This is a genomic window from Brevundimonas vitisensis, assembly GCF_016656965.1.
In the GTDB taxonomy this organism is placed as follows: Bacteria; Pseudomonadota; Alphaproteobacteria; order Caulobacterales; family Caulobacteraceae; genus Brevundimonas; species Brevundimonas vitisensis.
The window spans coordinates 1,994,327-2,016,807 of sequence record NZ_CP067977.1 but is presented as its reverse complement, the minus strand read 5'-3'; the positions used below and the strand labels follow the sequence as shown (position 1 = coordinate 2,016,807).

Annotated in this window: 22 protein-coding genes; 10 read left to right on the top strand and 12 right to left on the bottom strand. The window is 67.8% G+C overall.

Annotated elements, in window-relative coordinates; all coding sequences use genetic code 11:
- Positions 1-106: 106 nt before the first annotated feature.
- A complete protein-coding gene (locus tag JIP62_RS10165) occupies positions 107-1,357 on the top strand; it encodes a flavin monoamine oxidase family protein (protein WP_201102075.1) in 1,251 nt (416 codons plus the stop codon).
- Here the strand turns inward: JIP62_RS10165 and JIP62_RS10160 are convergent.
- A complete protein-coding gene (locus tag JIP62_RS10160) occupies positions 1,354-1,866 on the bottom strand; it encodes a Dps family protein (protein WP_201102074.1) in 513 nt (170 codons plus the stop codon). The genes JIP62_RS10165 and JIP62_RS10160 overlap by 4 nt on opposite strands.
- Positions 1,867-1,935: 69 nt before the next feature.
- Here JIP62_RS10160 and nth point away from each other — a divergent pair, with 69 nt between their 5' ends.
- Positions 1,936-2,625, top strand: coding sequence for an endonuclease III (nth, locus tag JIP62_RS10155; RefSeq protein WP_201104700.1), 690 nt, complete (start codon positions 1,936-1,938; stop codon positions 2,623-2,625).
- 3 nt (positions 2,626-2,628) lie between these two features.
- On the opposite strand, the gene JIP62_RS10150 is transcribed toward nth, so the two are convergent.
- Entirely contained in the window at positions 2,629-3,507 is an 879-nt protein-coding gene (locus tag JIP62_RS10150) for an ATP-grasp domain-containing protein (RefSeq protein WP_201102073.1), read from the bottom strand.
- A gap of 124 nt (positions 3,508-3,631) precedes the next feature.
- Between JIP62_RS10150 and JIP62_RS10145 the strand changes: the two genes are divergently transcribed.
- Entirely contained in the window at positions 3,632-4,639 is a 1,008-nt protein-coding gene (locus tag JIP62_RS10145; protein ID WP_201102072.1) for an adenosine kinase, read from the top strand.
- A 149-nt stretch (positions 4,640-4,788) separates the two neighbouring features.
- On the opposite strand, the gene JIP62_RS10140 is transcribed toward JIP62_RS10145, so the two are convergent.
- The 3 genes from JIP62_RS10140 to trhA all read right to left on the bottom strand — a co-directional run bounded on the left by JIP62_RS10140 (position 4,789) and on the right by trhA (position 6,683).
- On the bottom strand, positions 4,789-5,166 hold the full coding sequence (locus JIP62_RS10140; RefSeq protein WP_201102071.1) for a hypothetical protein: 378 nt from the start codon (positions 5,164-5,166) through the stop codon (positions 4,789-4,791).
- On the bottom strand, positions 5,163-5,777 hold the full coding sequence (phaR, locus tag JIP62_RS10135; protein ID WP_407932718.1) for a polyhydroxyalkanoate synthesis repressor PhaR: 615 nt from the start codon (positions 5,775-5,777) through the stop codon (positions 5,163-5,165). Before phaR ends, JIP62_RS10140 begins: the two co-directional genes overlap by 4 nt.
- A gap of 195 nt (positions 5,778-5,972) precedes the next feature.
- On the bottom strand, positions 5,973-6,683 hold the full coding sequence (trhA, locus tag JIP62_RS10130) for a PAQR family membrane homeostasis protein TrhA (RefSeq protein ID WP_201102069.1): 711 nt from the start codon (positions 6,681-6,683) through the stop codon (positions 5,973-5,975).
- Positions 6,684-6,886: 203 nt separating this feature from the next.
- On the opposite strand from trhA, the gene JIP62_RS10125 reads away from it, so the two are divergent.
- Entirely contained in the window at positions 6,887-8,062 is a 1,176-nt protein-coding gene (locus tag JIP62_RS10125) for an acetyl-CoA C-acetyltransferase (RefSeq protein ID WP_201102068.1), read from the top strand.
- Between the two features lie 28 nt (positions 8,063-8,090).
- Here the strand turns inward: JIP62_RS10125 and JIP62_RS10120 are convergent, their stop codons facing one another.
- Entirely contained in the window at positions 8,091-8,417 is a 327-nt protein-coding gene (locus JIP62_RS10120) for a hypothetical protein (protein WP_201102067.1), read from the bottom strand.
- 134 nt (positions 8,418-8,551) lie between these two features.
- Complete coding sequence (locus JIP62_RS10115; RefSeq protein WP_201102066.1) at positions 8,552-8,818, bottom strand: DUF6356 family protein; 267 nt, start codon at positions 8,816-8,818, stop codon at positions 8,552-8,554.
- 142 nt (positions 8,819-8,960) lie between these two features.
- On the opposite strand from JIP62_RS10115, the gene JIP62_RS10110 reads away from it, so the two are divergent.
- Positions 8,961-10,151, top strand: coding sequence for an acyl-CoA dehydrogenase (locus JIP62_RS10110; RefSeq protein WP_201102065.1), 1,191 nt, complete (start codon positions 8,961-8,963; stop codon positions 10,149-10,151).
- A 199-nt stretch (positions 10,152-10,350) separates the two neighbouring features.
- Here the strand turns inward: JIP62_RS10110 and JIP62_RS10105 are convergent, their stop codons facing one another.
- The gene (locus JIP62_RS10105) at positions 10,351-11,124 is read right to left on the bottom strand and encodes a DUF3313 family protein (RefSeq protein ID WP_201102064.1); all 774 of its coding nucleotides are present in this window, start codon (positions 11,122-11,124) and stop codon (positions 10,351-10,353) included.
- Between the two features lie 115 nt (positions 11,125-11,239).
- Here JIP62_RS10105 and JIP62_RS10100 point away from each other — a divergent pair, with 115 nt between their 5' ends.
- Genes JIP62_RS10100 through JIP62_RS10090 form a run of 3 tightly spaced genes read left to right on the top strand, consistent with a single transcriptional unit; the run spans position 11,240 to position 14,889 of the window.
- Positions 11,240-12,061: a response regulator transcription factor gene (locus JIP62_RS10100; protein ID WP_201102063.1), complete on the top strand. Its 822-nt coding sequence runs from the start codon at positions 11,240-11,242 to the stop codon at positions 12,059-12,061.
- Positions 12,054-13,517, top strand: a complete 1,464-nt coding sequence (locus JIP62_RS10095) for a HAMP domain-containing sensor histidine kinase (RefSeq protein ID WP_201102062.1) — start codon at positions 12,054-12,056, stop codon at positions 13,515-13,517. The genes JIP62_RS10100 and JIP62_RS10095 overlap by 8 nt, the downstream gene beginning before the upstream one ends.
- A 31-nt stretch (positions 13,518-13,548) precedes the next feature.
- Entirely contained in the window at positions 13,549-14,889 is a 1,341-nt protein-coding gene (locus JIP62_RS10090; protein ID WP_201102061.1) for a S1C family serine protease, read from the top strand.
- 205 nt (positions 14,890-15,094) lie between these two features.
- On the opposite strand, the gene JIP62_RS10085 is transcribed toward JIP62_RS10090, so the two are convergent.
- From JIP62_RS10085 to JIP62_RS10075, 4 genes are all read right to left on the bottom strand, one after another.
- A complete protein-coding gene (locus JIP62_RS10085) occupies positions 15,095-16,930 on the bottom strand; it encodes a PAS domain-containing sensor histidine kinase (RefSeq protein ID WP_230974724.1) in 1,836 nt (611 codons plus the stop codon).
- Between the two features lie 242 nt (positions 16,931-17,172).
- Positions 17,173-19,437, bottom strand: a complete 2,265-nt coding sequence (locus JIP62_RS10080; protein ID WP_201102059.1) for a TonB-dependent receptor plug domain-containing protein — start codon at positions 19,435-19,437, stop codon at positions 17,173-17,175.
- A gap of 194 nt (positions 19,438-19,631) precedes the next feature.
- Positions 19,632-19,760 carry a hypothetical protein gene (locus JIP62_RS15260; RefSeq protein WP_269145458.1) on the bottom strand — a complete coding sequence of 43 codons (129 nt, stop codon included), beginning with the start codon at positions 19,758-19,760 and terminating at the stop codon, positions 19,632-19,634.
- A 149-nt stretch (positions 19,761-19,909) separates the two neighbouring features.
- Positions 19,910-20,323 (bottom strand): hypothetical protein, encoded by a 414-nt coding sequence (locus JIP62_RS10075; protein WP_201102058.1) that lies wholly within the window; start codon positions 20,321-20,323, stop codon positions 19,910-19,912.
- 154 nt (positions 20,324-20,477) lie between these two features.
- Between JIP62_RS10075 and JIP62_RS10070 the strand changes: the two genes are divergently transcribed.
- On the top strand, positions 20,478-21,971 hold the full coding sequence (locus tag JIP62_RS10070; RefSeq protein WP_201102057.1) for a tetratricopeptide repeat protein: 1,494 nt from the start codon (positions 20,478-20,480) through the stop codon (positions 21,969-21,971).
- Between the two features lie 170 nt (positions 21,972-22,141).
- On the top strand, positions 22,142-22,429 hold the full coding sequence (gene groES / locus JIP62_RS10065) for a co-chaperone GroES (RefSeq protein ID WP_201102056.1): 288 nt from the start codon (positions 22,142-22,144) through the stop codon (positions 22,427-22,429).
- Positions 22,430-22,481: the final 52 nt, after the last annotated feature.

The following is a 22,481-nucleotide window of genomic DNA, read 5'->3' as shown; positions in this document are numbered from 1 at the left end:
ACTTTGTGACGGCGCAGGGGTGCACGGACGATCTACGCCGCCCGGCCATCCGGTGCCACCACCAGTTTGCACTTGCGACCGGGTCCGGTGAGCGCATCTAGGGGCCATGACCTCATCCGCGCCCCTCCCCTCCGATCTCGACGTCCTGATCATCGGGGCCGGTGCCGCCGGGATCGGCGCGGCGCGGCGGCTGGCGCGGACCCGGACCCGCTTCGCGGTGATCGAGGCCCGCGACCGGATCGGCGGCCGGGCACACACGATCGAGGCACAGGGCCATGGCCTGGACATGGGGTGCGGCTGGCTGCATTCGGCGGACGAGAACCCGCTGGCCGAGCGGGTCGAGCCGCTGGGCCTGACGCTGGACAAGACCCCGCCGCCCTGGGGCACCGAGACCTTCAACCTGACCTTGACGCCCGCCGAACAGGACGAGGCACGGGCCGCCTTTGCCGCCTTTGGCGAACGAGTGGAGGAGGCCGCTCAGCGGGGCGAGGATCGCGCGGCTGCGGACCTGTTCGAGCCGGGCGGCCGCTGGAACGGGCGGATCGACGCCATATCGGGGGCGCTGAACGGTGCCCGGTTCGCCCAGGTCTCGACCGTGGACTATGCCGCCTATGGCGGAACCGAGGTGAACTGGCGGGTGGTGGAGGGCTATGGCCGGCTGATCCAGCGGCTGGGCGAGGGCCTGCCGATCCTGACCGGCTGTGCCGCCACACGCATCGACCGGTCCAGAACGCCCCTGGTCATCGAGACGACGCGCGGAACGGTGCAGGCCAGGGCGGTGATCCTGACCCTGCCCACGGCCCTCATCGCATCCGAGGCCCTCCGTATCGAGCCGCCGGTGCCCAGCCTGATCGAGGCGGCGTGGGGCGTGCCTCTGGGGCTGGCGTCAAAGCTGCACCTGTCGCTGGAAGGGGCGCAGGAGTTTCCATCGGACGGGCAGCTGTGGGGACGCAACGACACGGCGGACACGGGCGGCTATCACCTCAGGCCCTTCGGTCGGGCGATGATCGAGGCCTATTTCGGCGGAGATCTGGCCTGGGGGCTGGAGCGGGAGGGCCCCGAGGCCATGGCCGATTTCGCGACGGAGGAACTGGTCGGACTGCTGGGTTCGGGGTTCAGGCGCCGGGTCGTGCCGGTCGCGACCTCGTCCTGGGGCGTCGATCCCTGGTCGCAGGGGGCGTATTCTCACGCCCTGCCCGGCCATGCCGCCGATCGCGCCCGGCTCAAGTCTCCGGTGGAAGGCGGGATTTTCGTCGCGGGTGAAGCGACGGCCGACGCCCATTACGGCACGGCGCACGGGGCCTGGATGGAAGGCGAAAGGGCGGCCGAGCAGGCTCTGGCCGCCCTGGTCGTTTAAGCCAGGCTGGAGCGCAGCATCCAGGCGTTCTCTTCGTGCACGCCGATGCGGGCCACCAGCATGTCGTGGGTGAAGGCGTCGCCGGCCTCATCGGCCATTTCGGCGAACTCGGCCATGCGGCGGGCGACGGCCTCGTTGTCGGCGACCAGTTCCTTGATCATCTCGGGCGTCGGCTTGTGCGGGGCGTCGTTCTCGATGACCGTCAGCTCGCGGAAGGCGGCGGTTCCCGTCGGAGCCAGCTGGCCCAGGGCGCGGATGCGCTCGGCCATGGCGTCAGCGGCTGTGTGCAGTTCGTTGTATTGGGCGTCCGTCAGCTTGTGCAGGCCATAGAAGTTCGCGCCCTGCACGTTCCAGTGCACGCCCAGGGTCTTGGCATACAGGGTATAGCTGTCGGCCACGGCCTTGCTGAGGGCCTCGGCGACCTGGACGCGGGCCTTGGGGTCCACGCTGGTGTTCAGGCGTTTGCCGTCGCCCTTGGGCGAACCGGCGGATGCAGGGGACTTGGCCATGGGGTGTGTTCCTGACAGAGAGGGGGGAAGCTAGGCCATGGAAATGGCTGTCCCGCCCGGAGGTTCCCCCTGGCCCACTCGCCCAAGCCGAAAGCCACTGGCCGCAGACGCAAGGCCGGGCCCGACCCGGCACGGGTGGAGGCCATCTTTGCCCGCCTGGCCGGGGTGATGCCTGAGCCCAAGACCGAACTGCGGTTCCAGGACCCCTATACACTGGTGGTCGCCGTGGCCCTGTCGGCCCAGGCCACGGATGTGTCGGTCAACAAGGCGACGGACCGCCTGTTCGCGGTCGCCGCCACGCCCCAGGCCATGCTGGACCTGGGGGAGGAGGCGCTGATCCCCTACATCGCCTCGATCGGCCTTTATCGGACCAAGGCGCGCAATGTGATCGCCGCCGCCCGGATGATCGTGAATCTGCACGGCGGTGTCGTGCCGCTGAACCGCAAGGATCTTCAGGCCCTGCCCGGCGTGGGTCGAAAGACCGCCAGCGTCGTCCTGAACGAACTTGGGATCGAGCCTGCCATCGCGGTGGACACCCATGTGTTCCGCGTCGCCCATCGCCTGGGACTGGCCGACGCCCCGACCGCCGACAAGGTGGAGGACCAGCTGCACGCCGTGGTCCCGCCTGCCTATCTGGCCAAGGCCCACCACTGGCTGATCCTGCACGGCCGCTACACCTGCGTGGCGCGGCGGCCGAAATGCGAGACCTGCGTCATCGCCGATCTGTGCCCCGCGCGGGCACTGTTCGTCGGGGTGTGACGATCAGTCGGCGTCCAGCCATCCTCTGACTGCCGCTGCAAAGGCGTCGCCGCCCGCCGGGGCGGTGCCGAGATAGAAGTCCGGCTCTATCAGCTCGGCTTCCATCAACAGCCAGCGGCCGTCGGCATCGGGGACCATGTCGATCCGGGCATACAGAAGCGGCTCCTCGATTGCGTCCAGCACCGTCCGGGCCAGGGCCAGGGCTGCGGGGGGCGGGTCGGCCACGGGGGTATAGAGACCGCCGTACTGGACCTGGATGCGGAAATCGCCGTCCACCGGGCGCTTCAGCACCGCATGGCTGAACCGACCGCCGAAGAACAGCAGGCTGAGCTCGCCGTGGCTGGCGATGGTCGGCAGATAGGGCTGGATCATCGCCGCCCCGACCGGCGGATCGGTCAGCGCCTGGCCGGGTGACAGGCGCAGCGTCCGCCAGGCCCCGCCCGAAACGGTCGGCTTGACGATGACCTGATCCGATCCAAAGGAATCGAAGGCGGCATTCACCTGGGACTGGGTAATGCCCTGGCTCATCAGGGTCGGGGGAATGGCCACCCCCTTGTCCGCCAGACGCCCCAGATAGGATTTGTCGGAATTCCAGGCCAGGACCGGGGCCGGATTGGCCAGGCGTACAGCAGAGGCCGACCAGGTGGCGCAGGCCTGCATCCAGCGGGCGTGATCGCGGTGATAGCCCCAGGCGATCACCGGCAGCACCAGGGGATAGTCCGCCAGGCCGCCGGCATCTTCGATATGGTCTGTCCAGGCGGTGGGTTCGACGACGATCCCCGCGCGGGCCAGGGCCGCCGACAGCCGCTCCAGCACGCCCGGCCACTGACCGGCATAGGAGGGATCGGCGGCGTCGGGGGTCAGAACGGCGATACGGGTCATCGCCTTGGCTTAGCGCACCCGTCGCGGCCGCGCGAGCCCCGGAAACCCCGCGCCAGAGCATCGCATAAGGATGTCGTTATATGTTTTGCATGACAGGTCCGGCCGCCTCGGCTAAGGGGCGGGCATGACCCAAGCTGCCCCCCGCTATGATGTTTGTGCCGTCGGCAATGCGATCGTCGATGTCCTGGCTCCCAGCCAGCCCGCCTTCCTGGAGGCCCAGGGCCTGACGCCCGGCTCGATGCAGCTGGTGGACGAGGACCAGAGCGCGGCCCTGTATGACGCCATGGCGGCAGGCGTCGAGGCCTCGGGCGGCTCGGCCGGCAATACGGTGGCGGGCATCGGCAGCTTTGGCGGACGTGCCGCCTATATCGGCAAGGTCGCGCCCGACACCCTGGGCGAAGTCTTCACCCACGACATCCGCGCGGCGGGCGTGGCGTTCGACACGGCCCCGCTGACGGACGGTCCTGGGACGGGCCGCTGCCTGATCAACGTCACCCCCGACGGCCAGCGCACCATGTGCACCTTCCTGGGGGCTGCCAACCAGCTTGGCGTGGCGGACATTGACGCGGCCCTGATCGGCGACAGCGCCATCGTCTATCTGGAAGGCTATCTGTTCGATCCGGCCCCGGCGCGTGCGGCGTTCGAGGCGGCGGCAGCAGCGGCCCATGCGGCCGGTCGCAAGGTGGCGATCACCCTGTCGGACACCTTCGTCGTCGCGCGCTGGCGCACCGAGCTTCTGGCCTTCATCGAGGCATCCGCCGACATCGTCCTGGCCAATGAGGGCGAGCTGACGGCCCTGTTCGAAACCGAAGACTTCGATGCCGCCGCCGACCGTCTGGCGGGCCTGGTCGAAATCGCCGCCGTGACACGCGGGGCCGAAGGCTCGGTCATCATCGCGGGCGATCGGCGGGTCGTGGTTCCGGCCGTCCAGGGCGTGACCGTGGTCGATACGACCGGCGCGGGCGACCAGTATGCAGCGGGCTTCCTGCTGGGTCTGGCGCGTGGCCTGGATCATGCCCAGTCCGGGGCCCTGGGTTCACTGGCCGCGGCCGAGGTCATCGCCCACTGGGGACCGCGTCCGATGGTGTCCCTGAAGACCCTCGCCGAACAGAACGGCCTGACGCTGGCCTGAGGTCAGCCGAACAGGCTGAAGATCAGGGCGACGACGGTCACATCGACGGTCCGGGCGATCAGGCTGGTCAGGGTCGTCATGCAAGGCGTTCCGAAATGCGGCGTTCCGACCCCTGCTCAGCAAGGGCCGTGCCGCACTCATCGCCTCACTCAGACTTCGGTGCGTTTGGTCGTGCCGACCGGCGGCCGGCGCTCGGCCTCGCCTGAATATTCGGTGCCCAGATAGGTAGAACGCGCCGCGTCCAGCACGGGCGGACCGCCACGCAGGCCTTTGCGCTGCCTGGTCTGGCCGATCACCTGGGCGGCGAAGACGGCCGCTCCTGCCGCAGGATCGACCGGGGCGGGGGCAGGCTTTGCCGGGTCGATCCTGTCCCCGGCAGGATGATCGATCCGTTCGCCGACGGGGACCAGGTCGCGGGATGCAGAGGTCGCCCCCTGCCCTTCGCGACGCTCGGCCTGCCGACGGGATCGCTCTCGCCGCTCACCCACCGGCCTGACGGAATCGACGGGGCCGACGCCCTTGGTCATTCGCCCGGCTTTCCGCCCGCCAGACGGTCCAGCTGCGCCCTCATCTGCTCCATCTGGGCCCGCATCTCGGCCAGGGGATCGGCGGCAGCGGGTGCGGACGGCGCGGGGTCAGAGGCCTCGGTCCGGGGCGGCATGGCGAAACCGGGCCACATCTTCATCGCGTCAGCGAACATGGCCATGTTGCGCTTGACCGCCTCCTCCATGAGCCCGGCCCCGGGCGCAGAGCCAAAGGCGCGGGTGAACTGGCCCCGCAGCTGTTCCTGCTGTTTGGCGAAGGATTCCAGCGACATCTCCAGATAGCTGGGCAGGACGCCCTGCATCTGGCCACCATAGAAACCGATCAGCTGACGCAGGAACTGGACCGGCAGCAGCGCCTCGCCCCGGCTTTCTTCCTCGAAGATGATCTGGGTCAGGATCTGACGGGTCAGGTCCTCATTGGTCTTGGCGTCATAGACGACGAACTCGACGCCTTCGCGCACCATTCGGGCCAGATCTTCCAGCGTCACATAGGCGGAGGTCGCCGTATTGTAGAGCCGCCGATTGGCGTATTTCTTGATGACGACAGTGTCGCCGTTCATGCCCTTGCCGTTCTCGGATTTCTTGTCGGCCACGCGCGTTCCCATCGTTGCACCGCAGCACTATCCCGCAGTGCGTTTGCGAGCGCAAACGCATTCCGTGGAGGGGGCGCTACGCTCGCCGCGCGGCGGCTCGCCACTTGAGCGCCAGGGACTATGGACGGCTGTCCAGGTCAGGCAGCGAACTTGCGCTCAAGCAGCGAGCGACCGCGTCGCGAGCGTAGCGCCCTTCTACAAAGAATTCGGTGCCAGGACGACGCCGACCAGAACAGCCGCCCAGTGGGTCATGGCGCCGGTCACGACGAAGCCGTGCCAGATGGCCCGGCGGAACTTCACCTTGGGACTGATGAAGATCAGGACGCCCGTCGTATAGATCAGCCCGCCCGCAACCAGCAGGCCCAGGGCGACCGGGTGGACGGTGTCGATCATCGGCTTGAGCGCGATCACGGCCAGCCAGCCGAAGACGATATAGACCGCGCTCCAGATCGCATCGGACAGGCGCGGCAACACCAGCTTGGCCAACACTCCGGCAAAGGCGAGGCCCCAGACCAGGGCGGTGAAGCCCAGGGCCCAGCCGCCCTCGAACCGCTGGGTCGTGAACGGGGTGTAGCTGCCGGCGATCATCAGAAAGATGGCCGCTTCGTCCAGGCGGCGCAGCACCGGACGCGCGGCGCAGGGGTTGGTCCAGTTGTAGATGGTCGAGGCGGTCAGCATGGCCATCAGGCACAGGGCATAGATGGCCGTCGCCGCTGTCAGGCCGATGCCGCCATAAAGGGCCGACAGCACCGCCAGGACAATGCCGCCGATCCCGGCCAGGACCAGGCCGACGATATGCACCCACAGGTCGGCCAGCCGCTCGGCACGCGTCTGATAGTGGTCGATCATGTCCAGGTGGTCGGGCGTCCAGATGCGCGCCGCCAGAGATTTCAGTCGCGTGAGCATGGGCTGACAAGCCTCCGTCCGCTGCGTTCGTTCCTCAAGATGGGACGGGTCTGGTGATCAGGGGCTGAATCGACCGGGTCACGACGACGAAAGCCGGCCCCCTGCGGCATCGCGGACACAGCCCCTATCGCTTGGCTCTTGAGAGCGACGGCCGTTGAGCCTATCCCATCTCGCACTTGCACAATCGTTTTCGGAGCCCTCCCATGACCGAAGTCGTCATCGTGTCCGCCGCCCGTACGCCGGTCGGGTCGTTCCTGGGGGCTCTGTCCTCTGTGCCCGCTGCGAAACTGGGCGAAGTGGCCATCAAGGCCGCGCTGGAGCGGGCCGGCGTTGCCCCCGCCGATGTTGACGAAGTCATTCTGGGCCAGGTGCTGCAGGCCGGAGCCGGTCAGGGTCCGGCCCGTCAGGCCTCGATCGGGGCCGGACTGCCGGTCGAAACTCCGGCCTGGAGCCTGAACCAGCTGTGCGGCTCGGGCCTGCGCGCCGTGGCCCTGGCCTATCAGCAGATCGTTCAGGGCGATGCGAAGATCGTGGTCGCGGGCGGCCAGGAGAGCATGAGCCAGTCGCCGCACGCCGCCCCCATGCGGACCGGGACCAAGATGGGCGACGTCGCCCTGGTCGACACCATGCTGAAGGACGGGCTGATCGACGCCTTCCACGGTTATCACATGGGCCAGACGGCCGAGAACATCGCCGAGCGCTGGGCCATCACCCGCGCGGCCCAGGACGCCTTTGCCGTCGCCAGCCAGAACAAGGCCGAGGCGGCCCAGACCGCCGGTCACTTCGACGCCGAGATCGCCCCCGTCACCATCCCTGGCAAGAAGGGCGACGTCGTGGTCGACAAGGATGAGTACATCCGCCACGGTGCCACGATCGAGGCCATGGAGAAGCTGCGCCCCGCCTTTGCCAAGGAGGGTTCGGTGACGGCGGCCAATGCCTCGGGCCTGAACGACGGGGCGGCGGCCCTGGTGCTGATGACGGCGGATGAGGCGGCGTCGCGGGGACTGGAGCCCCTGGCCGTGATCCGGTCCTGGGCGACGGCGGGCGTCGATCCCGCGATCATGGGCACCGGACCGATTCCGGCCTCGAAGAAGGCCCTGGAAAAGGCCGGATGGACGGTCGCCGATCTGGACCGCGTTGAGTCCAACGAGGCCTTTGCCGCCCAGTCGCTGTGTGTGGTTCAGGAACTGGGCCTGGATCCGGCCAAGGTGAACGTCAATGGCGGTGCCATCGCCATCGGCCACCCGATCGGCGCCTCGGGCGCGCGCATTCTGACCACCTTGCTGCATGAGCTGAAGCGCTCGGGCACCCGCAAGGGTCTGGCCACCCTGTGCATCGGCGGCGGCATGGGCGTGGCCATGTGCGTGGAACGGGCCTGACGGTACCGGACCAGGCCTTTGACGCCGGCTACAGCGCTGTGCGCTGGGTGATCGCGGCGATGGTTTCGGCCTTGGACACCAGGTCGGTCGAAATGCGACCGGCCAGTTCGCGGGCACCGACCGGATAGGCGTCACCGCCTTCGGCGATTTCCTTTGCCAAGGCCGCCGTGGCGTGCAGCGAGCGCTCGAAGGCTTCCAGCTGTTCGACAGCAAGGGCGCGAGCCTCTGCCTGCAGCCGTTTGACGCGGTCGGCTGTGGTCTGGGGCGCGCGCATCAGGTCGTAAACCTCGGCCTCGGCATTGACGAGGCGCAGGTCAGGCTTGCTCTGGGCGGTGTCGCTCGAACGCTTGGACATCAGGGGTCTCCGTGTGCGGATAGAAAAGCCGGACCAGCTTGACCGTTCCGTGACTCGGGCTTGGCTGTCACGATAGGATTCGGACTGTGGCAGCGCGGCATCAAGGCGTCAAAGGCCGTTGCCGACGCCTGGCATCACAACCCCGGATCCCAGACCCCGGCCTGTCGCATCCGCGTGTCGCGTGCTTCCTCGGCCCGGCCTCCCAAGTCCGCCGCCATGCGCCGGATTTCGTCCGACACCGTCGTCTTGCAGACCCCCGGCACCAGGGCGTGCAGAAAGGCGATGCCTGACAGCCGCGCCAGCCTGAACCCGAACCGACCGGCGGTGAGCAGGTGGTGGCCATAGGTTTCCCCCACCTCGCGGGGATGATCGGCGAACAGGCGACGAAAGGTGCGGTTCATGGTCGGTCCGGTCTGCGACGGGCGGCCCTCTACCCGACGCGGCCATTCTGGCCTAAACCGCGCGCCAGAACAGGGGGAGCCGCGTCACGATCGCTGACGTTCGCTTGAACCCCGCCCAGGACGATTTCAGGACTTATCCGCCATGGCCGACGGCTCCACCGCTCCGCAACAGACCTTTCGCTGGGACGATCCCTTCGACCTGAACGGTCGCCTGACCGACGATGAGCGGATGATTCAGGAGGCCGCCCGCGGCTATGCCCGCGATCGGCTGCTGCCGCGCATTGTCCCCGCCTTCCGCGATGAAACCTTTGATCGCGCCATCATGACCGAGATGGGCGAAATGGGGTTCTTGGGGGCCATGCTGCCGGAACAGTATGGCGGCTCGAACGCCAGTCATGTCGCCTATGGCCTGATCGCGCGCGAGATCGAGGCCGTCGACAGCGGATACCGCAGCGCCATGAGCGTGCAGTCGTCCCTAGCCATGTATCCGATCTATGCCTTTGGCTCGGAGGAGCAGAAGATGCGCTTCCTGCCGCGCATGGCGGCCGGCGAACTGATCGGCTGTTTCGGCCTGACCGAGGCGGACGGCGGATCGGACCCGGCCTCGATGAAGACCCGCGCCGTGGCCGTGGACGGCGGCTATCGCCTGAACGGCGGCAAATACTGGATCACCAACTCGCCGATCAGCGACCTGGCCGTGGTCTGGGCGAAACTGGATGACGTGATCCGCGGCTTCATCGTCGAGCGGGACTTCGACGGCTTCACCACCGGCAAGATCGGCGACAAGCTGTCGCTGCGGGCCTCGATCACCGGCGACATAGGCCTGAACGACGTCTTTGTGCCCGAGGCCAATCTGCTGCCGGGCGTGAAGGGCCTGCGCGGGCCCTTCAGCTGTCTGAACAAGGCACGGTACGGCATCGCCTGGGGGGCCATGGGCGCGGCCGAATTCTGTTTCCACGCCACGCGCGACTATGTCGGCGAGCGGATGCTGTTCGGGCGTCCGCTGTCCAGCCGCCAGCTGGTCCAGAAGAAGCTGGCCGACATGCAGACGGAAATCTTCCTGGGGCTGGAAGGGGCCTATGCCCTCGGGCGCCTGCTCGACACCGGCGCCTGGGTGCCCGAGGCGATCAGCCTGATGAAGCGCAACAACTGCGGCAAGGCCCTGGCCGTCGCCCGCGAGGCCCGCGACATGCACGGCGGGGCCGGCATCACCGGCGAGATGCATGTCATGCGCCATGCGATGAACCTGGAAACCGTCAACACCTATGAAGGTGCGCACGACGTCCACGCCCTGATCCTGGGCCGCGCGATCACGGGCCAGAGCGCTTTTTAGGCTTAACCCCCTTCGATCCCAACAAGTCCGTCATTCCGGGGCGCTCGCAGAGCGAACCCGTAACCCAGGACAACCACCTGTATGTCAGACGCAACCAGGAGGCCTGCGACAGCATCCTGGGTTCCGGGTTCTTGGCTTCGCCAAGCCCCGGAATGACGGCAGGGAATGGATCCAGGAGCCTGTCGCTTGAGCGGGGGCCCTATTCGGCCTCGGGGTCCTCGCGGGCACCGGTGTTGACCTCGGGCACATAGAGGCCGGTGACCAGGCGGGTGACAAAGCCGCCCGGCTGGGTGCGGGGGCCATAGCGAGCGCAGGGGTCGGGGTCCGGGATCGGGCGGGCTTCCCGGCCGGTCGGTGCGATGGCGTCGCCCACGGCATCGCCGAACGGCTCGGCCATCTGCAGAGCATCGCCGACGCGCGACAGGGAAGGCGTATCGGTGCCGACGACATTGGCATTGCGCGCCCAGGCCAGGGCCGCCACCTGGGCTCCGCTGGGGGCCAGCAGCTCCGCTTCCGCGGCCAGACCGCCGGTAGTGCCGGGCACGCGGAAGGTGCCGGGGCCGGGGATCAGCACATTGGCCACCGCCGATACGCCCGACCCCGCCTGGCCCGTCGGATTGATCTGGATGACGCCGGTGCGGACCCGCGCCGCGCCGTCCGGTGTCTGGACGACCGTGAACCGCTCGCTGACCTCGTAGCAGACCTGGCGATCGACCTCGCGCAGGACCAGGGCGCGGTCGGCCTCCGACACCTGTGACCCGGCATCACCGACCAGGACGGCCGGTTCCAGATAGACCCGCTCGATGGCCCCCGCCGCCGCATCGTCGCGACGCTGGCGGATCGAAGCGCGGACCGTATCGTCGCGCGCGGTCAGGCCGTCATAGGCCGACAGGAAGCCGGCATCAGCCAGGGGCGCGGTCTGGCAGGCGGTCACCAGGCCCCCGGTCAGGGCCAGCGGGATCAGGCGTTTCATCGGCAGGCCTCGAAAAGGGAATGGACCCCATCATAGCCGTCAGAAAGGATCATGTCGGCCTGGATTGTCATTGTCCGTCCGAGGCGTATCGTCTCCTCGAAGAGGGGGACGCAGATTGGATCAGGATTCCGCCACCATCGAAGCCGCCGATCCCTTTGCCCAGCTGGCCGAGGTATTCGCCGGTCGCCGGGCCCTGGTGCTGGAGGATGAACCGGCCCTGGCCGAGCACGTCGCCGGGCGGCTGCTGAAATCCGGCTTTGCCCAGGTCGATCGCTTCGACACCGGAGAAGGCGCGCTGGAGGCCGCCGGGCGTCACCCCTATGACATCCTGATCCTGGACCGGTTGACCGCGGGGATGGACGGGCTGGAAACGCTGAAGCGCATCCGCGCCGGTCACGGGCCCTCTTGCGATGCGCCGGTCCTGATGCTGACCGCCCTGGGCGGGGAACGGCAGAAGGTCGAGGGCCTGTTGAACGGGGCCGACGACTATCTGGCCAAGCCGGTGGGGGACGAGGAGCTACTGGCCCGCATCGCCTCACAGCTTCGCCGGGCTTCGCGCCGGGCCCCGCCCGCCGGGGCCGACATCGTCAATGGACCGTTCCGCCTGTCGCCCGGGGCCCGGACCCTGCGGTTCGAAGCACCGGGGGCGGAGCCGTGTCTGGTGGACCTTTCCCCGCTCGAGTTCGCCATCGTCTGCGAACTGATGACCGCCCGGGGCCAGCCGGTGACCAAGACCATGCTGTGGGATCGGTGCTGGGTGGAGTGGAAATTTCTGCCCGACAACTACGTCAACATCATCGATGCCCGGATCAGCGCCCTGCGCCGCCGGCTCAAGGACCAGTGTCCGGACTTGCCTGACAGCCTGCACCCCCTGATCGTCTCGGCCCGCAGCCAGAGCCTGGTTTTCCGCGACCTGAGCGTTCCCCACGGTGGCTGAGACGGCGCCCCTGGGACTCGGGCCGGGCGGGGTTCGCGGCTGGCTGTCGCGGCGGACCACGACCCAGTTGTCAGCGGCCATCGCCGTACTGGCGGCCCTGGCCCTGACCGGCTCCCTGCTGGCCATGGGCCGGGCCGTGCGGATGGACCAGCAGGAACAGGCCGCCCTGGACGCCTTGGCCGACTATGGGGCGATGGTTTCCAAGCTGGGCGTCGAGGCCAGCCTGACGGCCGAGACCCTGACCGCCGCCGACGCCGCCTTCCTGTCGGCCTGGCTGGCAGCCTTCCAGAGCGGCCCTGCGCGTGACGCCACCAGTCTGGAGGAAACCTGCCGGACAGGGCGCGGGGGCGCCGGCGTCCGGTTCATCAAGGCCCCGGTCGGCAAGCCCGCCGGCCTGGCGGCGCTGGAAACGGTGCGGGCAGAGCCTCTGCCCCGGCTGGGTCAGGACGTCTATGCCGTTCGGCTGGCCAAGGGTGTCCTGTGTCCGGGCCGGTCGGTCGATGTCGTCATGGTGCGCCGCCCCGCCGGCTCGCTGGACATCATCGTGGGGCGGGTCGTGGACCGGTCGGGCGCAGCCTGGGGGCGGGCGGTGCTGGCCGTGGGCCTGGCAGGCGGGCTGATCCTTCTGTCCGGACTGACGGCCTCGGTGTTCGCCCGGCGCAGGCTGACGACCGCCCTGGCGCAGGTCAGCCAGACCCTGGATCGGGCGGCGGTGGGCGACTTCTCGCGCCGCGCCCCCGAGGTTGGCGTGGCCCCCGAACTGACGGAACTGACGGCCCAGGTGAACCGGACGCTGGACCGGCTGGAAGAATTGCTGAGCTGGCTGCGCGATTCCTCAGACCAGCTGGCGCATGATTTCCGTACGCCGTTGGCGCGCGCGGCGACCCGTCTGGCCGCCTTGCGTGAGGCGCAGGACCTCGAGGACAGGCGCGAACTCACTGAGGCGGCCGAGTGGGATCTGGCCCAGCTGACCCGTGCCATGACCGAGACCATGGCCTTGCGGGACGGCGAGGCCTGGGCGTTCGAGATTGTCCGGCTGGACGAACTGGCTCTGGCGGCGGTCGAACTCTATGAGCCCCTGGCCGAGGCGCGGGGCATCCAGCTTGTGGCCGAAGTGGAGCCGGTGTCGGTGCTGGGCGTGCAGTCGCTGTTGCAGCGCGCAGTGGCCAATCTGGTGGACAATGCGGTGAAGTTCTCGCCCGACGGGGGGAAGGTGGTCCTGAAAGCCACCCGCGAAGGCACGGGCGGCATTCTGTCGGTGACCGACCAGGGCCCCGGGATCGACCCCGCCATGGTCGGTAAGGCTCCCGCTCGTCCGAAGCCGCAGGGCGACGGACCGGAAAGCCATGGCATGGGCCTGCCCTTCGTGCGGGCCATCGTGCGGCGACACGGCGGGCGCATGACGATCGCTGACGCCGCGCCGGGGGCCATCGTCAGCCTGCATTTCTCGCGCTAGGGTGCGTAGACGTTTTCCAGGGGACCATCGAATGCAAGGCTCTATCGGACGCAAGGCCACGCTGGCTTCGGTTGCGGCAGTGCTCGCCATGACAGGCTTTGCGGCGGGATCGGCCCAAGCGCAATCCGCCCAGGACCCCATCCCCTATGACCGAAGCCGGGGCGTCTTCAGCTTTGCCGCCGGGCTGGAACGGTCCCTGCCCGCCGTGGTCCAGGTGACGACCCTGGGCCGGTCCGAGGGGCCGTCCTCGGGCGATGCAGAGCCCATGGCCATCGGGTCTGGCTCGGGCGTCATCATCGATGCGCGTGAAGGCATCGTGGTCACCAACCACCACGTCGTCGAAAACGGCCAGAAGTTCACGGTCGACATGTCCGACGGCCGCCTGTTCGACGCGGTCCTGATCGGGGCGGACAAGGCGACCGACATCGCCGTGCTGCGCATCGAGGCCAGCGGCCTGTCGCAGGTCACCGTGGCCGATTCCGACACCTTGCGCACAGGCGACCTGGCCTTCGCCGTCGGCTATCCGCTCGGTCTGGACCAGACCCTGACCATGGGGGTGATCTCGGGCCTGGGCCGGTCGGGACTGGGCGATGCGGTCGAGGACTATATCCAGACCGATGCGGCCGTGAACTCGGGCAATTCGGGCGGCCCGCTGCTGGACAGCCGGGGACGGCTGATCGGCATCAACACCTCGATCCTGTCGGGCGGCGGCGGCGGCAATGACGGGATCGCCTTCGCCGTTCCCACGCGCATCATGATGTATGTCGTCGATCAGCTGCGGACCTATGGCGAGGTTCGGCGCGGCGGGATCGGAGCGATCCTGGGCTCGCTGAATGCCGAGCGGGCGCGCGAACTAGGCCTGGGCATCGTGCGCGGGGCCATCGTCGACGATGTGGCCCCCGGTTCGCCGGCCGAGGCTGCCGGCCTGCGCCGCAACGACGTCATCACGCGAATTCAGAACCGCCCCGTCGCCAATGCCGGATCGGTGCTGGCCAGCATCGGCATCGCTCAGCCCGGCACACGGCTGGAAGTGGACTATCTGCGCGACGGACGCGAGGGCAGCGCCAGCTTCGTGGTCGAGACGCCATCCACGCCCCGCCTGGTCGTCGGCACCTCGGCGGTGCAGGCGTTTGGTGCAGGCTTCCGCGATCAGCCCCATTCGGACGGCACGGTCGCCGTCCTGGTCACCGCCGTCGAAGGCGGGTCTGCGGCAGCGGCGGCGGATCTGCGCGCCGGGGATGTGGTCACAGCGGTCGGCGGCATGGCCATCGCCGATCTTTCTGCCCTGAGCCGTGCCGTCCCTGCCGAAGGACCGGTCACCTTCACCGTCGCGCGCGGCGAAGAGACGGTGGACATCACGGTCGGCAGCTGAGGCCAGCCTTGTTTGATGGGTCTTGATGGCGATCGATCAAACCCTTGGGACCGTCATTCCGGGGCGCTCGGAGAGCGAACCCGGAACCCAGGAGGGCGGGTAAATCCTTGGAAGTCGCACAAGACGACAGCAATGACTTCCTGGGTTCCGGGTTCTTGGCTGCGCCAACCCCCGGAATGACGGACGCGTATTGCAGCGCAGAAAATCAGGCCGCCGGCAGGCTGATCGCCACCTCGGCCCCTTCGCCCGGTGCGCTGTCGATCGACAGCTTCCCGCCGGACTGACGGGCAAAGGCGTGCGCCTGTGACAGGCCAAGGCCCGCCTGACCCGGCCGGGTGGTAAAGAAGGGCTCCAGCGCGCGCGCAGCCAGATCGCGATCAAGTCCCGGACCCGTGTCACGGACGCTGAGCCGCAGGCCGCCTTCCAGCAGGGACTCCAGCCGCACCGCGACCGAACCTCGACCATCCACGGCCTCGACCGCATTCTGGACCAGCGCCCGCACGGCCCCCTCGAACGTCACCGGATCGATCCGGGCCAGAGCGGGCTCCGGCGGTGCATCGATCATCAGATCGACCCCCGGCCCGGCCAGGGCGCGCAGCCGCCCCTCCATCGCATTCAGCAGAGCCCCGGCGTCCAATACCTGCACCGGCGCGCCGTCCTCGCCCTGGGAAAAGGCGGTCAGCCGCCGGGTCAGGGCCTCGCCCCTCTGGCCCGCAGCCAGGGCCGCCTCGCCCAGGCGGCGGACGCGCGAGGGGTCGTCCACCTGTTTCAGCATCAGGTCCAGGGCGCTGGTCATGACGGTCAGCAGGGCATTGAAATCCTGGGCCACGCCGCCCGTCAGGCGGCCGACGCTCTCCATCCGTCGCGCCCCGTCCAGCTCGCGCCGGGCATCGATTTCAGCCTGGGCGGCCTGGGCGCGTGCGGCCTCCGCCTCCAGACGGGCCGCCTCGGCCTTGCCTTCCGCCTCGGTCAGGGCCTGCCGCAGGGCTTCCAGTTGGTCATCGGCGACAGACGGTTCCGAGGCGGCGGCCTCGGTCACAGGGGCGGTATCGCCCACGGGTTCAGCGGCCTTGTCGTGAGGCGCGGTCTCAGCCTCCGCACGCTCGCCCGCGAGGAGCAGGGCGTCGGCTCGGCCCTCGGCATCGTTCAAGGGCAAGGCCCGCCAGACCAGGGCACCGCCGGGGCCTCCGGTCGAGTGGATCGGTTCGGCTTCACCCGCCGGCGCCATGAAGGCGGCCCGGACAGCCTGTCGCCCTTCGACGCGTTCGTCCTCTCCCAGGAACAGATCGGCGAAGTCAGCGCCGGCCACGCCATCGCTGCGGCCCAGGACTCCCATGGCGGCCCCGTTCGCGGCACGGATCAGGCCATCGGTGCCGACGACCACCAGGGCACTGGACGCCACCTCGAACACGCGGCGGATCAGATCATCGGTCGGGTCGGCGACGGGCGTGGGCGCGACCTCTGGGACCGGGGCCTCGAAGGCAGGGGCCGGAGCGATGGTTTCGGGCGTGGTCAGGCCCTCGGTCTCCACGATGGCGGCGATCGAACCGATCACCTCGCCTCGATCCGTTTCGATCGGCATGGCTGTGACCGAAACCAGCATCTTGCGACGGGTCGCCGGATTGGCCAGCAGGTGCTGGAACCCCTTGACCGTCTGGCCGCGCAGCGCACGGGCGCTGGGCAGCAGGTCGGGCGGCACCGGCCGACCATCCGGATAGGTGATGCCCCAGGTCGCCGAATGAAACCGCAGGCCCAGCAGCTCGGCGTCCCGACGCCCCAGCAGTTGATGGGCCGCACGATTGGCAAAGGTGAACTTCCCCTGGCGATCCGTCTCGACCAGGGCAACGGGAATGGCGTTCAGGGTTTCGAACAGCCGCTTGTCCGCGCTCTGGGCGGCCTTCTGCACCAGATCCAGTTCACTGGTGGTAGAGACGTGACGGCCCCGATTGGTGACGGCGAACCAGGTGGCGACCACGGCCGCGACGGTGCTCAGGGTCGCGACCACGCCCAAGAGCAGCACCCAGTCGATCTCCCCTTCCATGAACATCCGTCAGCCTCGTCCCATTCTGGCACCGCGCGGTACCGGCTCGTGCGCATGTTGCAAGAGGCGAACCGCCACGGACGATACTCCCCCGAAAGGCGACTAGACCGGCGGATGCCCGCGGTCCAGCAATGCCGTGTCACAAACGGACGACACAGGCATGGCACCCCGCATGGGACCACCGCAATTGGAAAGGGCCGGACGTTGCCGCCCGGCCCCTGCCTCAGTTCATTTCGGCTGCTTTAGAAGGCAACGCGCAGGACCAGCTGATAGACGGGCCCGGCATTCTCGGTCTCGATCTCATATTCGTCGTAGTCGCGGCTGATCTGGTCGTCGATGCTGCCGAACTTGTCGAAGACCTCGTCCTTGGACGCATCCAGCAGGTTGGAGCCCGTCAGACGCAGCACGATGTTGTCGCCGAAGCTCTTCTCGACGAACACTTCCAGATCGGCACCGTAGGAGGTCGAGACCTCCTCGGCCAGGACGCGGCCGAAGGCATCGCCCTGTTTGCGGTAGGTCGCTCCGAAGGCGGCACCCCAGGTCGGCAGGTCCTGGGTGAAGCCGAAGTTCAGAACATAGTCCGACTGGTCGTTGAAGCGGCGCTCGCCGATGAAGTCGGTGATCTCGCTGTCCAGCCAGGAGTAGTTGAAGAAGACGCCCGTGGATTCCATGCCGATGAAGTCCAGCGGCGTCGACAGGTCGAACTCGAGGCCATAGACGGTCCCGTCGCCGACATTGTCCACCGTATAGATGAAGGTACCCGGTCCCGCCGAACCCTCGACGCCGGTGTTGGTTTCCTCGATCAGATCGGTGATGTCCCGGTAGAAGGCATTGACGCCGATCACGCCGCGACGGCCCAGGCGACGCTCGAAGCCAACGTCGAAGCCCAGCGAGGTCTCCGGCTCCAGATTGGGGTTGCCGACGAAGTCGCTGTCGCCGAACTCTTCCTCGAGCAGGGTCGGCGACAGGCGGTCAAAGTTGGGACGGCGAACCGTGCGGGCGGCCGAGAAGGTCACCCGGTCCGAATCCGACAGACGATAGCGCAGGCTGAAGGAGGGCAGCAGCTCGGCATAGTCGTTTTCGGTGACCTGATCGGCAGCAGCGACCGTGCGGTCGGTGATCGTCGTGTCGGTCGTCTCGTAGCGCAGGCCGGCTTCCCACTTCAGGGGGCCATTCTCGCCCGAAACCATGACGTAGGGATCGATCCGGGTTTCCTCGATCGTCACATCGCCGCCGTCGACGGGGCTGAACGGTCCGAAGGCGGGCACGGGAGGACGCGGGGCGGGCGCGTTCGGCACGTTGAAGCGGATGCGGGGCGTTTCGGCAACCAGGCTGTCGCGGTCCTTCTGAACCCACTGAACGCCGAACTCCAGTTCCACGCCGGAAGCCAGATCGCGGCTATGTTCAAGGGCAGCCGAGACCTCCTCATCCTTGATGTCAGTGGATGTGGAATCGAGCGTGAACCGGTCCTCATCGGGGAAGGCGATGGCATCGCGCAGATATTCGGACTCGGCTTCGAACTCGTACTGTTCGTCGTCGATGGAGGCATAGCCTAGCTTGAAGCGGGTCTCGCCGCCGAACATCGCGCGCTCATAGCGCGCACGCAGCGACAGGTTGTCGGTGCGGATATCCAGGTCGTTGTCGTTCACCACCGCCAGATTGGCATTGGTTTCCACGCCGTCTGCGTATTCCAGCGAGTCCTCGTCCTGGAACCGGTCGGTGCGGACGAAAGCGCCGGAGAGTTCCAGGTTGCCCCCGGCAACGTCGACCTCATAGGCGGCGTTGAACGAATAGTCGGTGCCATCGCGGACATCGGTCTGGACTTCGGTATTGTCCAGGGTGCCGCCGGGCTCGTCAAAACGCTGGCTGTACTTGTTCTTGGGATTGCGGCGGTCCTGAATATTGGCACCCAGCAGCAGTCGGCCAGGTCCAGCCTGCCCGCCCCACACAGCGCCGTAGGTTCCACCCCACTGGCCATATTCGCTGTCCGGGAAGTTCAGAGCACCCAGCCGGATGTAGCCACCTTCGAGCGACAGGGCATCACGCAACACGATGTTGATCGCACCGGCGACCGCGTCACCCGAACGGTTGGCCGACGAGGAGCGGACGACTTCGATGCGCTCAATCAGTTCGGCCGGGATGCGATCCACGAAGAACGAGCGATCGACGCCGGCCCCCGGCACGCGCTCGCCGTTGATCAGGATCTGGGTATAGCCGGGATCCAGACCCCGCAGACGGACGCCGTCCGATTCCAGAACGTCCGACAGGAAGGTCACCGAGGGCACGCGCTTCAGCGCATCGCCGACGGTCAGCGGTTCGAACCGCTGGAAATATTCCAGGTCATAGGACAGGGTCGGAACCACGTCTTCGGTCCGGTTACGGAAGATCGGCTGACCGGTGACGATGATTTCCTCGACCGAGGTCGGCTGGCTGGCGTCCTGAGCGTGCACCACGCCCGCGAAGGCCAGCGGTGCCAGGGCGGCACTGGCAAACAGTTTGAACTTCATTCTCATGATCCCCGCTGCCGGTCATTGGGCGACCGACGTTTTAATGGCAAAGCTGCCATTAGGTCCGAGGATCAATCAGGACCAGTGATGTTTAGGCGACACGAATTCTTCAGTTTCTTGACAGGCCGCGCACGATTTGTGCACGGACATTTCATTCGCAGAACTGTCACGAAATCCGCGTGCACCGCCGGGTGTCAGAGCATCCCGCCGCGCTGACGCATCCGGCGTTTTTTCAGTCGTCGACGCCAGCGGGTCAGATTGGGCCAGAAGGCGAACAGCAGCACGCCCGCGATGATCGCGGCAAGAACGGCATAAGGCGACATGGCTTCGTATCCCCACGAAGCCTTCACGATACCATTGATACGTCGGATTGTGCACTGCCGAAATCTGACGACAAGCGCTTTTACCGCGACAGCAAAACGGGCAGGACGGTCGCCCGGCCTGCCCGTTCATCATCCTGAATCTTGACCGACTACCAGCGACGATCGTGACGATAGTCCCGGTAATCGCGGCGGTCCCGGCGGTAGTCGCGACGGTCATACCGATAATCGCGGCGGTCATAGCCGTAGCCATAGCCATAACGGTCGTTGTCGTAGCGGTAGCAGCGGTTGCCTCGATAGTCGCAACGATCGCGGTCGTCGCGGTTGGCCGTGGCCCCCAGGGCTGCGCCGGCAATGGCACCGCCCACGACATAGCGTCCGTCGCCATCACCGATGAAGGCACCGGCTAGGGCCCCCACGGCCGCGCCGATCAGCACGTCTTCGCCGCGGTCGTCGTCGTGATCACGATAATCGCGATAGCTTTGGGCCGAGGCCGGCGCGGACGCCAGCAGGGTCAGGGCGAGGGCGGCGGGGGCCCCGATGGCCAGGGTTTTCAGAGTGTGCATCGCAAAGCTCCGGAACAGGGCGCGATCCGCGCCAGACAATTGAGTCCATCCTCACGCACTGCACCTGAACGCCCTTGCCAGCGGCTGTTCATCCGCCGTTCATCGTCGGAAAACGTCAGTTGCGAACAGCGATGGCCGAAGGCAGGGTCGCATCATGTCCGTCGATCGCGCGCTTCTCACCGGTTTCGTGGCCCTGGCTGCCCTGGCCATGGCGACGACCGCGAGCGGTCAGGACCGGCCCAACCCACCGGCACCGCCGCCCCCTCCCCCGCGCCCTGTGTCGCCACCTCCACCTCCACCCCCGCCCCCGCTGCCGGTGGACGCCGTCCGCATCGCCGAGGCGCGGGCGCTGAAGGCCTCCGGCGATCTGGTAGGGGCCGAGGCCGCCTTCGTCCGGTCGGCCGAGGCGCTTGAACTGGTGGACCCCGTCGCCGCCTCCGCCGCCTGGGTCGAGGTCGCCAAGCTGCGTCTGGCCCTGGGGGCTGAAGACGGTGCCGATCAGGCCCTGACCCTCGCCGTCTCGGTGGTCGAACTGCGCCTCGGCCCCGGCGACCCGGCTCTGGCAACGCCGCTCGGAGTCCAGGCCCGCCTGCGCTATATTCAGGGCCGCTATGACGAGGCGCTGACCCTGATCACGCGCGCCTATGCCCTGGTCCCGCCCGACGCTCCGGTCGAGCAGGCCTCGCTGTTGTTCGAGCGGGGCAAGAACCTGGACGCCCTGGGCCGTTTCGTCGAGGCCGAGACCGCTGCCCGCGAGGGTCTGGCCCTGCGCACCACCCACCTGGCTCCGAACGATCCCTACATCGCCGACACCCTGAACCAGCTGGCCAATGCCCTGATGGCTCAGGGCCGGTTCGCCGAAGCCGAGCCGGCGTTTCGCGGTGCCCTGGCCATCTATGAGGTGGCCTATGGCCCCGACAACGAAAACGTCGCCCTGGCCCTGAGCAATCTGGGCAATATCCTTCGCCGGACCGGGCGGCTCGAAGCGGCCGAGGGGGCCTATCGCCGGGCGGCGGCCATTGCCGAGGGGGTGGGCGACCCCTTTCTTCTGGCCCAGTGCCTGACCAATCTGGGATGGCATCTGCATGTCACAGGTCGCGGCGAGCTGGCCGAGCCGATCTTCCGCCGCGCCCTGGACCTGGCGGTCGAACTAGTCGGCCCCGACCATCCCTTCACCGGTGTGGCCCGCGCCAATCTCGCCATCAGCCTCCAGGACCAGGGCCGCCATGCCGAGGCCGTCGAGATCTTCGCGGTGGCCCTCCCGGTGATGGAGGCCGGTCTGGGCACCGACAGTCCCGACCTGGTCACTGCGCTGGAAGGCTATGCTGCCGCACTGAGCGGCCTGGGCCGCCGTGCCGAGGCCGAGGCCACCCATGGCCGTGCCCGTGACATCATCGCCGCCCGCCTGGCCCCCGGCCATCCCGAGGCTGTCCGCCAGACAGGGGCCATGGCCGCCTTCCTGACGGAGCAGAACCGGCCTGCCGAGGCCCTCGCCCTGCTGCGACCTGTACGCGATGCGCTGTTCCAGCGGGCCGGGTCCGGACTGGAGGGCGGCGACCCCCTGCGCCGTGCTGTGCCCCTGTTCGCCCAGCAGGTCCGCGCCGACTGGGCCCTGGCCGAACAGTTGTCGGACGAAGGCAGGAAATAGCCGCTTTAAATAGCCGCTTTCACGCCCGGCGACGCACAGGCGCGCCTTGACGATGCAGAGGGGCAGGACTATCTGCCCAGCGCGTTAGCACTCTCAGGCCTTGGCTGCCAAAATGCCGGTCGCGGGTGCTCAACGATGAAACTTTGGAAGTCCAATCGGAGAACTCAAAGATGGCGTTTCGTCCTCTCGGCGATCGCGTGCTGGTCAAGCGCGTTGAAGAAGAATCCAAGACCAAGGGCGGGATCATCATTCCTGACACGGCCAAGGAAAAGCCCCAGGAAGGCGAAGTCGTCGCCGTCGGACCGGGCGTCCGTGACGAGCGCGGCACCGTGAACGCCCTGGAACTGCAGGTCGGCGACCGCATCCTGTTCGGCAAGTGGTCGGGCACCGAGGTCAAGCTGGAAGGCGAAGACCTGATCATCATGAAGGAGTCCGACGTCCTGGGCGTGCTGTCCTAAGCCGCTGCGTCGATCCTCTTTTCCCTGACAATCCAAACTTAGGAGCTGCCTG

Coding starts and splice junctions, on each gene's coding strand:
- JIP62_RS10160 (WP_201102074.1), bottom strand. CDS start 1,866: ATGGCCAAGTCCCCTGCATCCGCCGGTTCGCCCAAGGGCGACGGCAAA.
- groES (WP_201102056.1), top strand. CDS start 22,142: ATGGCGTTTCGTCCTCTCGGCGATCGCGTGCTGGTCAAGCGCGTTGAA.
- JIP62_RS10125 (WP_201102068.1), top strand. CDS start 6,887: ATGACCGAAGTCGTCATCGTGTCCGCCGCCCGTACGCCGGTCGGGTCG.
- JIP62_RS10115 (WP_201102066.1), bottom strand. CDS start 8,818: ATGAACCGCACCTTTCGTCGCCTGTTCGCCGATCATCCCCGCGAGGTG.
- JIP62_RS10070 (WP_201102057.1), top strand. CDS start 20,478: ATGTCCGTCGATCGCGCGCTTCTCACCGGTTTCGTGGCCCTGGCTGCC.
- JIP62_RS10080 (WP_201102059.1), bottom strand. CDS start 19,437: ATGAAGTTCAAACTGTTTGCCAGTGCCGCCCTGGCACCGCTGGCCTTC.
- JIP62_RS10075 (WP_201102058.1), bottom strand. CDS start 20,323: ATGCACACTCTGAAAACCCTGGCCATCGGGGCCCCCGCCGCCCTCGCC.
- JIP62_RS10140 (WP_201102071.1), bottom strand. CDS start 5,166: ATGACCAAGGGCGTCGGCCCCGTCGATTCCGTCAGGCCGGTGGGTGAG.
- JIP62_RS10085 (WP_230974724.1), bottom strand. CDS start 16,930: ATGGAAGGGGAGATCGACTGGGTGCTGCTCTTGGGCGTGGTCGCGACC.
- JIP62_RS15260 (WP_269145458.1), bottom strand. CDS start 19,760: ATGTCGCCTTATGCCGTTCTTGCCGCGATCATCGCGGGCGTGCTGCTG.
- JIP62_RS10165 (WP_201102075.1), top strand. CDS start 107: ATGACCTCATCCGCGCCCCTCCCCTCCGATCTCGACGTCCTGATCATC.
- JIP62_RS10110 (WP_201102065.1), top strand. CDS start 8,961: ATGGCCGACGGCTCCACCGCTCCGCAACAGACCTTTCGCTGGGACGAT.
- JIP62_RS10145 (WP_201102072.1), top strand. CDS start 3,632: ATGACCCAAGCTGCCCCCCGCTATGATGTTTGTGCCGTCGGCAATGCG.
- JIP62_RS10150 (WP_201102073.1), bottom strand. CDS start 3,507: ATGACCCGTATCGCCGTTCTGACCCCCGACGCCGCCGATCCCTCCTAT.
- JIP62_RS10090 (WP_201102061.1), top strand. CDS start 13,549: ATGCAAGGCTCTATCGGACGCAAGGCCACGCTGGCTTCGGTTGCGGCA.
- JIP62_RS10105 (WP_201102064.1), bottom strand. CDS start 11,124: ATGAAACGCCTGATCCCGCTGGCCCTGACCGGGGGCCTGGTGACCGCC.
- trhA (WP_201102069.1), bottom strand. CDS start 6,683: ATGCTCACGCGACTGAAATCTCTGGCGGCGCGCATCTGGACGCCCGAC.
- JIP62_RS10120 (WP_201102067.1), bottom strand. CDS start 8,417: ATGTCCAAGCGTTCGAGCGACACCGCCCAGAGCAAGCCTGACCTGCGC.